11 protein-coding genes are annotated in these 13,528 nt (G+C 71.5%); 8 read left to right on the top strand and 3 right to left on the bottom strand.

Annotated elements, in window-relative coordinates:
- Positions 1-28: 28 nt before the first annotated feature.
- On the bottom strand, positions 29-535 hold the full coding sequence (locus tag ACFWYW_RS53665) for a tripartite tricarboxylate transporter TctB family protein (protein ID WP_379624393.1): 507 nt from the start codon (positions 533-535) through the stop codon (positions 29-31).
- Entirely contained in the window at positions 532-1,530 is a 999-nt protein-coding gene (locus ACFWYW_RS53660; protein WP_379624391.1) for a Bug family tripartite tricarboxylate transporter substrate binding protein, read from the bottom strand. Before ACFWYW_RS53660 ends, ACFWYW_RS53665 begins: the two co-directional genes overlap by 4 nt.
- A 104-nt stretch (positions 1,531-1,634) precedes the next feature.
- On the opposite strand from ACFWYW_RS53660, the gene ACFWYW_RS53655 reads away from it, so the two are divergent.
- The 5 genes from ACFWYW_RS53655 (at position 1,635) to ACFWYW_RS53635 (ending at position 7,635) form a co-directional block, all read left to right on the top strand.
- Positions 1,635-3,251 carry an ATP-binding protein gene (locus ACFWYW_RS53655; protein ID WP_379624389.1) on the top strand — a complete coding sequence of 539 codons (1,617 nt, stop codon included), beginning with the start codon at positions 1,635-1,637 and terminating at the stop codon, positions 3,249-3,251.
- Positions 3,248-3,919, top strand: a complete 672-nt coding sequence (locus ACFWYW_RS53650; RefSeq protein WP_379624387.1) for a response regulator — start codon at positions 3,248-3,250, stop codon at positions 3,917-3,919. The genes ACFWYW_RS53655 and ACFWYW_RS53650 overlap by 4 nt, the downstream gene beginning before the upstream one ends.
- 52 nt (positions 3,920-3,971) lie before the next feature.
- Complete coding sequence (locus ACFWYW_RS53645; protein ID WP_379624385.1) at positions 3,972-4,559, top strand: dihydrofolate reductase family protein; 588 nt, start codon at positions 3,972-3,974, stop codon at positions 4,557-4,559.
- Positions 4,560-4,569: 10 nt separating this feature from the next.
- Complete coding sequence (locus ACFWYW_RS53640; RefSeq protein WP_379624383.1) at positions 4,570-5,676, top strand: serine hydrolase domain-containing protein; 1,107 nt, start codon at positions 4,570-4,572, stop codon at positions 5,674-5,676.
- Between the two features lie 114 nt (positions 5,677-5,790).
- Positions 5,791-7,635: a M4 family metallopeptidase gene (locus ACFWYW_RS53635; RefSeq protein ID WP_379624381.1), complete on the top strand. Its 1,845-nt coding sequence runs from the start codon at positions 5,791-5,793 to the stop codon at positions 7,633-7,635.
- Here the strand turns inward: ACFWYW_RS53635 and ACFWYW_RS53630 are convergent.
- Positions 7,625-8,563: a TetR/AcrR family transcriptional regulator C-terminal domain-containing protein gene (locus tag ACFWYW_RS53630; protein WP_379624379.1), complete on the bottom strand. Its 939-nt coding sequence runs from the start codon at positions 8,561-8,563 to the stop codon at positions 7,625-7,627. The two genes, ACFWYW_RS53635 and ACFWYW_RS53630, sit on opposite strands and share 11 nt — an antisense overlap.
- Positions 8,564-8,718: 155 nt before the next feature.
- Here ACFWYW_RS53630 and ACFWYW_RS53625 point away from each other — a divergent pair, with 155 nt between their 5' ends.
- The 3 genes from ACFWYW_RS53625 to ACFWYW_RS53615 all read left to right on the top strand — a co-directional run bounded on the left by ACFWYW_RS53625 (position 8,719) and on the right by ACFWYW_RS53615 (position 13,337).
- Complete coding sequence (locus tag ACFWYW_RS53625; RefSeq protein ID WP_379624378.1) at positions 8,719-10,065, top strand: carotenoid oxygenase family protein; 1,347 nt, start codon at positions 8,719-8,721, stop codon at positions 10,063-10,065.
- A 145-nt stretch (positions 10,066-10,210) separates the two neighbouring features.
- Positions 10,211-12,793 (top strand): rifamycin-inactivating phosphotransferase, encoded by a 2,583-nt coding sequence (gene rph, locus ACFWYW_RS53620; protein ID WP_379624376.1) that lies wholly within the window; start codon positions 10,211-10,213, stop codon positions 12,791-12,793.
- A gap of 355 nt (positions 12,794-13,148) precedes the next feature.
- Positions 13,149-13,337: an FAD-dependent monooxygenase gene (locus tag ACFWYW_RS53615; protein WP_379624374.1), complete on the top strand. Its 189-nt coding sequence runs from the start codon at positions 13,149-13,151 to the stop codon at positions 13,335-13,337.
- Positions 13,338-13,528: the final 191 nt, after the last annotated feature.

Below are 13,528 nucleotides of genomic sequence, written 5' to 3'. Positions count from 1 at the left end.
CCGTCGAGCAGGAGGTTCAGATTGTCCGTCACAGGATGCCCCGCAGCACGCCGGCCGGGAGGTTCACGCCGAGGCCGATCGCGAACGCGTAGAAGGTGACCAGGGCCAGCGTGACCGCGATCAGCAGGCCGCGCACGTGATGCCGGTCGCCCAGGGCGAAGGCCGCTCCCCAGAACAGGATCGAACCGCTGACGACCCAGCCCAGCCAGTCGATCAGCGCCGCGTTGAGCAGGAAGACGCCGATCAGCAGCAGCACGGTACGCCAGTCGGCGCGGGTGGTCAGGTCGACGTCCTCGCCGGGCTCCGGCTCGCCGCGACCGCCGCGGGCGACGTCGGCGGCGTACCCGATCGCCACCCCGAGCAGGCAGACGCCCAGGATGACCGGGACCGGGCGCGGCCCGATGGGGTCGTTGCTGCTGGTCAGATGAGTGATCCCGAGGCTGTCGGCGATCACCAGGACGCCGGCGAGGGCCAGGACCGCGCACACGCCGTACTGCGCGCGGTCCTTCGCCGCCGCCGGGGTGCCGTGGCTCATGCCAGCCCGAGTTCGGCGAGGATGCCGACGACGTTCTTGTCCTGTTCGGCGAGGTAGGCGGTGAACCGGTCGCCGGTGAGGAAGGAGTCGGTCCAGCCGCGCTTGGCCAGTTCGGCCTTCCACTCCCGCGAGTCGTGCATCCTGGTGATGGCGTCGATCCAGGTCTTCCTGTCGGCGTCGCTGATCCCGGGCGGCGCCACGATGCCGCGCCAGTTGCTGAAGACGAGGTCGATGCCGGACGCCTTGAGCGTGGGCACGTCCTTGACGACGTCGATCGGCTCCGCGCTGGTCACCGCGAGGATGCGTACGGTGCCCGCCTCGACCTGGTCGAGGAACTCACCGTAGCCGCTGGCCCCGAAGCCGATCTTGTTGCCCAGGATGGCGGGCAGCAGTTCGCCGCCGCCGTCGTAGGAGACGAAGCTGACCTGCTTGGGGTTGATGCCGACGGCCCTGGCCAGTTGCATGGGCAGCAGGTGGTCCGGCCCGCCCGGCGAGGACCCGCCGCCGACCGTCACCTTCCCGGGGTCCTTCTTCCACGCCGCCACCAGGTCACCGATCGTCCGATACGGCGAGTCCTTCGACACCACGATCGCGCCGGCCTCCTCGATGAGCTTGGCGATCGGGGTGGTCTGGGTGAGGGTCGCCTTGGACTTGGCGGCGTACGAGGCGCCGGCCACGCCCAGGCCCATGAGAAGGGCGAGCTTGCCGTTGCCCTTCTCGTTGATCGTGCGCTGCAGGCCGACCGTGCCTCCGGCGCCGGGCAGGTTGAACACCTGAACCCCTGTGGCGATCTTGGTGTCCTCCATGACCTTCGCGGCCGTGCGGGCGGTGGTGTCGTAGCCGCCGCCGGGGGTGTTGGGCACCATGATGCGCAGCCCGCTGATGGGCGCGCCCGCCCCGCCCGCGCGCGTGCCGTCCGGTTTCGGCGCGGTCGCTCCGCAGGCGCTGAGCGCGATCATCGACAGCGCCACGAGAGCGCTGAGGTGAATTCTCACAGTGGGTCTCTTTCGTCGGGAGAAGCGCGGCGCCATGATTATGCGAACCCGGACGACGGGCCGTCTGCCTTGTGTGACCAGCGGAGATTGTGTTCATTGTGTTCGTGAGACGCCGCCGCCCGACCCTGGCCGGCGAGATGTTGATCCTGCAACTGGCCGTTGTGGTGGTCGTCCTGTTCGCCGTGGGCGCGATCTCTCTGGCGCAGTCGGCCGCCACGTTCGACCGGGTCGAGGGACGGCGGGTGAGCGCCCTGACCGAGCAACTGGCGTGGAACCCGCTGATCCGCGCCCAGATCGACCAGCCGGCGCCGCGTGAGGTGCTCGCCCCGCTGGTGCATGCGACGCTGACGCGCTCCGGCGTCACGTCGGTGACCGTCGCCGACGTCCACGGCACGATCATCAGCTCGACGAACACCACGCTCCTCGGCGGCGAGCTGCCGCTGGGCGACCCGGGCGTCGCGCAGGCGCGGGGATGGTCCGGCCACCTGGTCGTCGACGGAGTCACCGAGGTCGCCGCCCAGGTGCCGGTCCTCGACGACGCCCCCGGCAATCACGGCCGTCACCTCGGGACGGTCTCGATCGGCGTGGCCGCTCCCACCGTCTGGGAACGGCTGGCCGGCGCCTCCTCCTACCTGCTGACCTACCTCGGGGTGGCCAGCCTGCTGGGCGGGCTCGGCTCGTGGCTGCTCGCCCGGCGGATCAAGCGCCAGACCCTGGGCATGGAGCCGCGCGAGATCGCGGGCCTGGCAGAACACCGCGAGGCCATGCTGCACGGCATCGCCGAAGGTGTCGTCGCGCTCGACCAGCAGCGCAGGCTCACCCTGGTCAACGACGTGGGCAGGACGCTGCTGGACCTTCCCGAGCACTGCGTCGGGATGAGCCTGACCGCGCTGGGCATCCAGGATCGCCTGTACGACGTGCTGAGCGGCGCCGACGAGGCCCGCGACGAGATCGCCATCCACCGTGGGCGCGTGCTGGTGATGAACCGCATGACCATCAGCAAGGACGGACGCCGCCTCGGCTCGGTGACCACCCTGCGCGACCGCACCGAGTTCGCCCGGCTCGAACGCGAACTCGGCTCCTTCCGCAGCTCCACCGAGCTGCTGCGGGCCCAGGCACACGAGTTCGCCAACCAGCTCCACGTCATCTCCGGGCTCATCCAGGTGCGCGAGCACGACGAGGTCGTCCGCTACATCCGGGCCATCCGCGAGCACCGCGAATCCCTCGACCTGAACCTCAGCAGCCGCATCGGCGACACCTCGCTCGCGGCGCTGCTGATGGCGAAATCCTCGCTCGCCGCCGAACGCCGCGTCGAGCTCCGCCTGTCCGAACGCACCGCGCTGGACCGGCTGGACCCCCTGGACGCCGCGGACGTCGCCACGGTCACCGGCAACCTGGTCGACAACGCCATCGACGCCGCCGCCGGCACCGCCGACGGCGCCTGGGTCGACGTCGAGCTCCGCCAGGACACCTCCAGCGTCGAGATCGTGGTACGCGACTCCGGCCCCGGCGTCGCCCCCGAACTCGCCCAGGAGGTGTTCACCCGCGGCTTCACCACCAAAGCCGCGCAAGGCGGCGAACGCGGCATCGGGCTGGCGCTCACCCAGCTCGTCTGCCGCCGCCGCGGCGGCGAGGTCGCGGTCGCCAACACCGCCGACGGCGCCGTGTTCACCGCCCGCATGTCCATCGGGCGGCAGGCCGCCGAGGAGATCCTGCGATGATCGACGTACTGGTCGTGGACGACGACTTCATGGTCGCCAAGGTCAACAGCGGCTTCGTCAACCAGGTCGCCGGATTCCGCGTGATCGGCACCGCCGGCACCGGCCGGCAGGCCCTCGACCGCGTCACCGAACTGCGGCCCGACCTGGTGCTGCTCGACCTCTACCTGCCCGACCTGTTCGGCCTGGAGGTCATCACCCGCCTGCGCGCCGCCGGGCACGACTGCGACGTCATCGTGATCAGCGCCGCCCGCGAGTCCGACACCGTGCGCGGCGCCGCGCGCCGGGGCGTCAGCGACTACCTGCTCAAGCCGTTCGACTTCGACGACCTGCGCGTCCGGCTGGAGCACTACGCGGCCCAGCGGGCCGGCCTGGGCACGACGGTCATCACCAGCCAGGCCGACGTGGACCGGCTCCTGGCCGGGGCCGGCTCGCCGGCGCCCGCCGTACTGCCCAAGGGCATGAGCGTCGAGACGGCCGAACTGGTCAAGCGAGCGCTCCACGCGACCGGCGGCACGCTGTCGGCCACCGAGTGCGCCGCCCAGGTGGGCATCTCCCGCGTCAGTGCCCGCCGTTACCTCGAACATCTCACCGCCATCGGCCAGGTCGAGGTCTCTCTGCGGTACGGCGGCGCCGGCCGCCCGGAGCGCCGCTACCAGTGGCACCGATGAGTTTCGCCGGGGCCGCGAGTCTGTACTTCCGACCGCACCCGAGGAGGGCATCATGACCGCTTCCTACACCTTCGACGTCTTCTCCAGCCTCGACGGCTTCGGCGCCGCCGGCGGCGACTGGGGCGGCTACTGGGGCAAGCAGGGCCCCGAACTGCTGGAGCGCCGGTTCGCCCTGTACGGGCAGGAGCAGCGGATGGTCTTCGGCGCCACCACGCATCGGGCGTTCGCGCGGATGCTGGCCACGAGCACCGAGGACTCGGATGTCCGTGACCCCTGGGTCACCCGGATGCTGAACCTGCCGGCGACGGTGGTGTCGGCCACGCTGCGGGAACCGCTCGACTGGCCGGACGCGAGCGTCGAGAGCGGTGACGCGGTCGAGGTCGTGGCCCGGCTCAAGGAGACGTCCGGGGTGCCGTTGCGCTCACACGGCAGCCTGTCGATGAACCGGGCGCTGATGGCCGCCGGCCTGGTGGACTACGTCCAGGTGACGCTCTTCCCCGTGATCACCGGCCGGACCGGGCAGGACCCCGTCTTCAAGGGCGCGCTCGACTTCGACCTCGAACTGATCGAGCACCGGACGCTCGACGGCCACACCCAGGAGCTCATCTACCGGCCCGCCCTGCATACCCCCACGGGGTAATGTGGATGCCATGAGGACACAAGGTTTCGCCGAACCCGGCTACGAACGCGTACGCGAGGTCTTCCAGGACCTCCTCGACAGCGGCCGGGAGACCGGCGCCGGCGTCTCGGTCTGGCGCGACGGCCGCGAGGTGGTGAACCTGTCCGGCGGCTGGGCCGACGCCGGACGCACCCGGCCCTGGCGGCCCGACACCCTCGTCATGCCGTACTCCCTGTCCAAGGCCTTCGTCACCATCGCCGCCCTGGTTGCGGTGCGCGACGGCGCCCTGACCCTGGACGAACCCCTGGCCGCACGCTGGCCGGAGTACGGCGTCAACGGCAAGCAGGCCACCACCCTCCGCCACGTACTCACCCACCGGGCCGGCCAGCCGCGCTTCCCCGCCGAGGCCGCCGGCACGGACCTGCTGGACGAGACGGCGCTGCGAGAGAGCCTGGTGCACGCGCCCCCGGAGTACACCCCCGGCACCAGGCTGGGCGAACACGCCCTGACGTACGGCCACCTGGTGGACGCCGCCCTGCGCGCGACGGCGGGCACGACCCTCGGCCGGATCCACCACGACGTGGTACGCCCCGCGCTCGACCTGGACGCGTGGTTCGGCGTACCCGAGCGGCACCTGGACCGCGTCGCCGACCTGGAGTACGCCGACCCGGCCTGGCCCCGGCACCTGCACGCCGCCCCCTGGCTCCAGATCCCCGCCGGAGCCCTCGACACGACCCGCACCAACGCCATCCCATGGCGCCAAGCCGTCTTCGGCGCGGTCAACCTCCAGTCCACCGCCACCACGATCGCCCGCTTCTTCTCCCACCTCACCGATCCGGCCGGTCCCGTAGGACAACTCCTGGGCCGGGAACTCCACGAGGAACTGCTGGCCGCCCAGGTCACCGACTTCGACGAGGTCTTCGGCACCCGGATCACCTGGACCCTCGGCTTCGTCCGCGACTCCGGCAAGATCGCCAAAGGCGGCATCGGCGGCTCGGCCGGCTGGTGGTCGCGCACCCACGGCCACGCCGCCGCCTACCTGACCCGCCATCTGGCCGACCACTCCCGCGCCGCCGAGATCGCCGGCGCCCTCGGCGACGACCTGCGCGTCGTGGGCGAGGACCAGCAGCCGTCCTGACTCGGACATTGACCGCGTGTGTCTCATCGGATCGAATGCAAGAGGCTCCTCCCCCATTCGTAGCCGGCGGCCCGGCACCCGCCCGCCGCCGCCCAGCTCGAAGGAGCGCCTCCCGTGAGACGCCGTGTCGCGTTAGCCATGGTCACGGGCACCGTCAGCGTGCTCGTGACCCTCTCGATCCCGCCCGCCGCCGCCGACCCGCCGAAGACGCCGGATCGCGTCACCGCGGCCACCGACCACCTGGTGACCTCCAGGCCCGCCCTGCTGCACAGCTCGCCCAAGGACGCCTACACCCGCCATCGCGTGATCGCCGGTCAGGGCGGCCTGCGCTACACGCCCTACACCCGCACGTACGCGGGCCTGCCGGTCCACGGCGGCGACTTCGTCGTGGTCACCGACGCCGCCGGCGGCGTACTGAGCACCTCGGTCTCCCAGGAGGCCGCCCTGGACGTGGACACCACCCCCAGCCTCAGCGCGGACGAGGCCGCGCGCCTGGCCAGGGCCCAGCTGAGCGAGGTCACGTCGGTCGCCGCCCCGAAGCTGAGCGTCATGGCGGAAGGACGCGGCCGCCTGGTCTACGAGGTCGTGGTCACCGGCGCCGACCGGGGCAGGCCGAGCAGGCCGCACGTCTTCGTCGACGCCAGGACCGGCGCGATCGTGCAGAGGTCCGACGAGGTCATGGCCGGGGTGGGCAACAGCTTCTACAACGGCGACCCCGTCACCATCCCCACGCGCCTGTCCGGCGGCACCTACTCCATGACCGACCCGATGCGCCCGGGAATCGGCTGCGGCGGGCAGAACGGCGTGGCCTACACCGGGCCCGACGACTCCTGGGGCGACGGCAGCGGGACCAACCTGGAGACCGCCTGCGTGGACACGCTGTACGCGATCGGCAAAGAGTGGGAGATGCTCGACGCCTGGCTGAACCGCGACGGCTTCGACGGCTTGGGACGCGGCTTCCCCGCACGCGTCGGGCTGAACGCCGTCAACGCCTACTGGAACGGGATCAACGCCAGCTTCGGCCGCACCGCCGACAACCGCCGCCAGGTCACCTCGATGGACGTGGTGGCGCACGAGTACGGGCACGCCGTCTTCGCCCACACTCCCGGCCAGGATTTCGGCACCAACGAGAAGATGATCCTGAACGAGTCCGCCGGCGACATCTTCGGCGCGCTGACCGAGCACTACGCCAACCAGCCCGCCACCCTCGACCCGCCCGACTACATGGTCGGCGAGGAGGTCAACATCGCCGGCAGCGGCCCGATCCGCTACATGTACCGGCCCTCCACGGAGAGCGGCCACCCGGACTGCTTCTCCAGCCAGGTCCCGCCCATGATGCCCCAGATCGGAGCCGGCGTTCAGAACCACTGGTTCTACCTGCTGGCCGAGGGCAGCAACCCGGCCAACGGCCAGCCGCCCAGCCCGACCTGCGACAACTCCATCATCGCCGGGCTCGGCATCCGCAAGGCCGGCCAGATCTTCATGGGCACGCTGCTGCGCAAAACCCAGATCTGGACGCATCAACGCGCCCGCAAGGCCTCCCTGGAGGCGGCCGGCCAGCTGTTCCCCAGCTCCTGCGTGGAGCTGAAGACCGTGCGCACCGCCTGGAACGCCGTCCGGGTCCCCGCCGTGGCCGGTGAGCCCCCGGGCTGCCGCAACACCTTCGCCGTAACCCTCACCCCCGCCGCCGCGACCGTGCTGGCTGGCGGCCAGGTGAGCGTCGCCGTCTCCACCGTGACGACCGCGCCCCCCGCGCAGGACATCAGCCTGTACGCCACCGGCCTGCCCCCGGGCGCCACGGCCGGCTTCACCCCGCCCGCCATCACCTCCGGCGCCGCCTCCACGCTGACCGTGACGGCCGGCGCCGGCACGGCACCGGGCACCTACTCCATCGCGGTACGCGCCAACGGCACCTCCGCCGACCGCGTCGCCGTCCTCACCCTGACCGTCACCGCGTGAGCGTCCGCGCAGGGTTCCGAGCCCGGAGCCCTGCGCCGCGCCGGCCGACGAGCACGGCGATGCCGTCCAGCACGCGCTGCAGCCCGAACTCGAAGAACGCGGTCAGGTCGAAGTCCTGGGGTGTCTCCTGCGCGGGCAGCGCGCCGGACGGCAGGCCCGCCTGGAAGATCGGCATGTGGGAGGTGAACCACTGGTCCGAGGTCAGGCCGGTGTCGCGTTCGGACTCCGCCTGCTGCTCCAGGTTGGTGGCCGTGCCCCTGACGTAGTTGGCGACCGTCCACCACGCCATCTGGCCCGCCTCGGGGTCGAGCCCGAGCTCGTGCACGGCCCTCATCGCCCAGTCCGCGTAGCGGAACATGTTCGGCATCGGCTGGGGATGGGTGAGCGAGACCAGCCGGGGCAGCCAGGGATGGCGCAGGTACAGGCGCCATTGGAGGCGGGCGGCGAGCTCCAGCCTGGGCCGCCAGCCCGCCGGTGGCGGGACGGGGAACTCCAGTTCGCCGAAGGCGGTGTCGGTCATCAGCGCGGCCAGGTCCTCCTTGCCGCGCACGTGGCGGTACAGCGACATCGTGGGCAGGTCGAGGGCGGTGGCGACGCTGCGCATCGAGACCGCGTCGAAGCCTTTGGCGTCGGCTATGGCGATCGCCGCGCCGACGACGCGTTCGCGGCCCGGTTTCGGGGGTGACGGAGCGGGCGCCGGCCGTACGGGGCGGCTGCCGGCCTGCTCCGCCACCACGGTGCCGGCCCGCGGGACGGTCACCACCACGCCCTCCTGGCGCAGCGCGGTCAGCGCCTTGGCGGCGGTCGCGGTGGCCACGCCCCACTGCTCGGCGACCTGCCGGGTGGACGGGACGCGGTCGCCGGGACGCAGCTCACCCTCGGTGACGCGCCGCCTGATGTCGGCCATGATCTGCCGGTACCGGTCCATTGTGCTAGTACACAGCACGAGGGGCCGGGGTGCCAAGTCTCCGAGGTCGAGGGCGGGTTTCCGCTCGTCCGCTGGCCTAGTACACCTTCTCAACCGCCTGTCTGCTGTTCTGTACGGCGTACCGTCGTCCTCGTACACCGTACAAAGGAGTGAACATGAGCAACCGTTATCTGGAAGGTCCCTTCGCCCCGGTCAAGGAGGAGGTCACCGTCCACGACCTGCCGGTGACCGGCCGCCTCCCCGCCGACCTGGACGGGCGCTACCTGCGGATGGGCCCCAACCCCCTCGGGGTGGAGGATCCCGCCGCCCACTTCTGGGCCTTCGGCGCCGGGATGGTGCACGGGGTCCGGATCCGGGACGGCCGCGCCGAGTGGTACCGCAACCGCTGGGTCCGCTCGGCCGAGGTCGGCGACGCGCTGGGCAGGATGGAGCGCGGGCAGGAGCCCGGGTTCGTCGTGCCCTCCCCCAACATCCACGTGATCGGGCACGCCGGGCGCACACTCGCCCTCATCGAGGGTGGCGGGCTCCCCCACGAGCTGGGCAAGGACCTGGAGACGATCGGGCCGTGCCCGGTGGGCGCCACCCCGGAGGGCTTCAGCGCCAACGCGCATTCCAAGGTGGACCCGCGCACCGGTGACCTGCACTCCCTGGCGTACCTGATGGGGCAGCCGTTCGCGCAGCACATCGTCACCGACCCATCGGGAACGGTGACCCATGCGACGAACATCCCGCTGCAGGGAGTCCAGACCCCGTTCCTCCACGACTTCGCGCTGTCGCAGAACTTCGTCATCGTCTTCGACATCCCGCTGGTCTTCACCATGGAGGCGATGTCCTTCCAGTGGGACCCGGCGTACCAGGCCCGCGTCGGCGTCCTTCCCCGGGCGGGCGGCGAGGTCCGCTGGCTGCCGGTCGGCCCCTTCTACGTCAGCCACGTCCTCAACGCCCACGACGACGGCTCCACGATCACCGTCGACTTCATCCGGGCGGACGGCCCGGCCGACATCTTCGACCCGGGCGCGATCGAGCCGACGCTCGACCGCTGGACCATCGACCCGGCCCGCGGCACCGTCGATCAGCGGCGTCTCGACGACCGGGCGCAGGACTTCCCGCGGGTGAACGACGCGTTCGCCTCGCTGCCGCACCGCTTCGGTTACTCCGCCGTCGGTCCCGTGTACGGCGTGCCGTTCACCCCCGACGGCCCCCACCCCGACGAGGCGTTCACCAACGCGCTCGTCAAGCACGATCTCCTGCACGGCACGACCGAGGTCCACGGGTTCGCGCGCGACGCGGCGGCCGGGGAGGCGACGTTCGCGGCCAACCCGTCCGGCGGCGGCGAGGAGGACGACGGCTACCTGATGGCCTACGTCGCCGACCCCGACCGGGGCGCCTCCGACCTGGTGATCCTGTCCGCCCAGGACTTCACCGGCCCGCCCGTGGCCCGCGTCCACCTGCCCGTCCGCGTTCCGCTCGGCTTCCACGGCAACTGGATCCCCGACAACTGAGCGTCAGGCTGATCGGCTCGCGCTCTCCGCTCTCTGGCACGGCAGCAGCCCAAGCACCGCGGGGGCGGCTTGGGCGGTGCCGGCCACAGATCGCCTACCGCGGATACTCGATGGGAGGGTGCGCGACCGCGTCGGAGGTATGGCGATGATCGAGAAGTACGTGTGGGATCTGCGGGAGGCTGACGAGACGAAGGTCGCCGTCGTCGGCGGCAAGGCCGCTCATCTGGGCGGACTGTCGCGGATCGACGGCGTCCGCGTGCCGGCCGGGTTCTGCGTGACGACGGCCGCCTTCCGCCGGATCATGGCGGAGGCGTCGATCGACGACCCGCTCGATCGGCTGTCGCGCCTGAACCCCGATGACCGGGAGGCGATCCGGACGCTCAGCGCGGAGATCCGCCGGAGCATCGAAGGGCGGGCCATCCCGGACGATCTGGCCGCGGCGATCACCGGCGCGCTCGGCCGGCTCGGCGGGCGCACCGCCTGCGCCGTGCGATCCAGCGCGACGGCCGAGGACCTGCCGACGGCGTCCTTCGCCGGCCAGCAGGACACGTACCTGAACATCGTGGGGCAGGAGGCGATCCTCCGGCACGTCAGCAAGTGCTGGGCGTCGCTGTTCACCGAGCGGGCCGTGACCTACCGCCTGCGCAACGGCATCGGCCACCGCGCGGTGCACATGGCCGTGGTCGTGCAGAAGATGGTCTTCCCGGACGCGGCCGGCATCCTGTTCACGGCCGACCCCGTCACGGGCAACCGGAAGGTCGCCACCGTGGACGCCGGGTTCGGCCTCGGCGAGGCCCTGGTCTCCGGCCTGGTGAACCCGGACGTCTTCAAGGTGCGCGACGGCGAGGTGATCGCCAGGACGCTCGCCGCCAAGACGCGGGCCGTTCAAGCCCTGCCGGCCGGCGGGACACACGAAGTGGCGATCGAGCCGCGGCGGCAGGAGCAGCCGGCGCTGACGGATGCGCAGGTGGTACGGCTCGTGCGGCTCGGACGGCGGATCGAGGCGCGTTTCGGCCGCCCGCAGGACATCGAATGGTGCCTGACCGGCGACGACTTCCAGATCGTGCAGAGCCGGCCGATCACCACGCTGTTCCCCATCCCCGCGGCCCCCGACGGCGAGAACCGCGTCTACCTCTCCGTCGGGCACCAGCAGATGATGACCGACCCCATGAAGCCGCTGGGGTTGTCCATGTGGCAGCTGACGGCGCTGACACCGATGCGGGAGGCCGGCGGGAGGCTGTTCGTCGACGCCACCCTGCGCCTGGCCGCACCCGGCTTCCTGGAGATGGTGGGCCGATCCGATCCGCTGACCAGGGACGCGGTGGAGACCGTACTCGACCGCGACGACTTCGTCCCGGCGTTTCCCGGCGCCGGTCCCGGGGGGCCGCCGCCCGGCGGCGCGCCCGCCCCGATCGAGACCGACCCGGCCATCGTCTCCGGGCTGATCGAGCGCAGCGAGGCCTCCATCGCCGCGCTGCGGCGCGACGTCCGGACGAAGACCGGGCCGGCGCTGTTCGACTTCCTGCTGGAGGCGTTCCAGGAGCACAAGCGAGACCTCGGCGATCCCCTGAGCATGCGGGCGATCATGGCGGGGATGGACGCCACCTGGTGGCTCAACGACCGGTTGCGGGACTGGCTGGGCGAGAAGAACGCGGCCGACACCCTCACGCTGTCCGCCCCCGGCAACATCACGTCGGAGATGGGACTGGCGCTGCTCGACGTGGCCGACGTGGTCCGTTCGCATCCGGAGGTGGTGGCGTTCCTGCGGGGCGTCCACGACGACGGCTTCCTGGACGAGCTGCCGGAGTTCGCGGGCGGGAGCGACGTGCGCGACGCCATCGAGGGCTACCTTCACCGGTACGGCATGCGCTGCGTCGGCGAGATCGACATCACGCGGCCGCGCTGGCGCGAAAGCCCCGCCACGCTCGTGCCCGTGATCCTCGACAACGTCAGGAACTTCGAGCCGGGCGCCGCCAAGCGGCGCTTCGAGCAAGGACGCCAGAAGGCGCGGGAAAAGGCGGAGGAGGTCCTCGAACGCCTGCGGGCCCAGCCGGACGGCGAGCACAAGGCGGTCGAGACCCAGCGGATGATCGACCGGGTCCGGACCTTCATCGGCTACCGGGAGTACCCGAAGTACGGCATCATCAGCCGCTATTTCGTCTACAAGCAGGCCTTGCTGGGTGAGGCCGAGCGCCTGGTGCGGGCCGGCGTGCTCACCGACGAGGAGGACGCCTTCTACCTCACGTTCCAGGAGTTCCACGACGTCGTGCGCTCGAACCGGGTGGATGACGAGCTCATCCGGCGGCGCAAGGAGGCGTTCCGGTCCTACCACGCGCTCACGCCGCCCCGGGTGCTCACCTCCGACGGCGAGGCCATCACCGGGGCGTACCGGCGCGACGACGTGCCGGCCGGCGCGCTGATCGGCCTGCCGGTCTCCGCCGGGACCGTCGAAGGGCGCGCCCGCGTCATCCTGGACATGGCCCAGGCCGATCTCGAACCGGGCGACATCCTCGTCACGGCCCACACGGACCCGAGCTGGACACCCCTCTTCGTCGCCGTCGCGGGCCTGGTGACGGAGGTGGGAGGCCTGATGACACACGGCGCGGTGATCGCGCGGGAGTACGGCCTGCCGGCCGTCGTCAGCGTGGTCGACGCCACCCGGCTGATTCCCGATGGGCAGCGGATCCGCGTACACGGAAGCGACGGGTACGTCGAGATCCTGCCCTGACCGGACGGCCCGTCGCCCGTTTCGACGGACTGCCCGGACTGCCCTCCAGCCTGTTGCTGCTCCGCGATCGCCTCTATCGCGCGCTCATGGACGAGGCCCTCGGCCGGGGGGATCACGGTCGAGTTCGGCAAACGCCTGACCGCTGTCGAGGACGAGGACCACAAGGTCACCGCGCACTTCGCGGACGGATCGTCGGCCATCGGCGAGGTCCTGGTCGGCGCGGACGGCATCACCGCAGCGCTGGCTCGCCGCCCTGCGCGAACGGCACGCCGACGATATCCCGGCCCGTGACATCGTCGCGCTGCTGAGGCCCGAGGACGTCGCCCAGCCAGGACCGCTGGAGGACATCCCCACCGTGCGGACATGGCACCGCGGCCGGGTCGTCCTGGTCGCCGACGCGGCCCACCCGACCTCAGCCGGCTCCGGCCAGGGCGCGTCCCAGGCGATCGAAAGCTCGCTCGAACTGGCCCGCGCGTTGCGCGACGCCCCGACCGTGGCGGGCGCGTTCGCCGCCTACGAGTCGGTACGCCGCGAGCGCGTATAGGCGCGCAGCAGGTCGAGCCCGGTCCGCCTCCGTGTCGGCATGCCGGGTTCGGTGGTGGGGTCACCCGACCGCCGGGCGAGCTGGTGACCGCAGCGACCGAGCTTGTGTGCGCGTCGGTAGCAACCCCTGGCGATTGTTCGCGGTTGATTGATTGGGACCACTGCTCTGAATCCGATCAACTGGCGCGTGCT

This window comes from Nonomuraea sp. NPDC059023, from assembly GCF_042740095.1.
Lineage (GTDB): Bacteria > Actinomycetota > Actinomycetes > Streptosporangiales > Streptosporangiaceae > Nonomuraea.
This window is presented reverse-complemented; position numbering and strand designations above follow the sequence as displayed.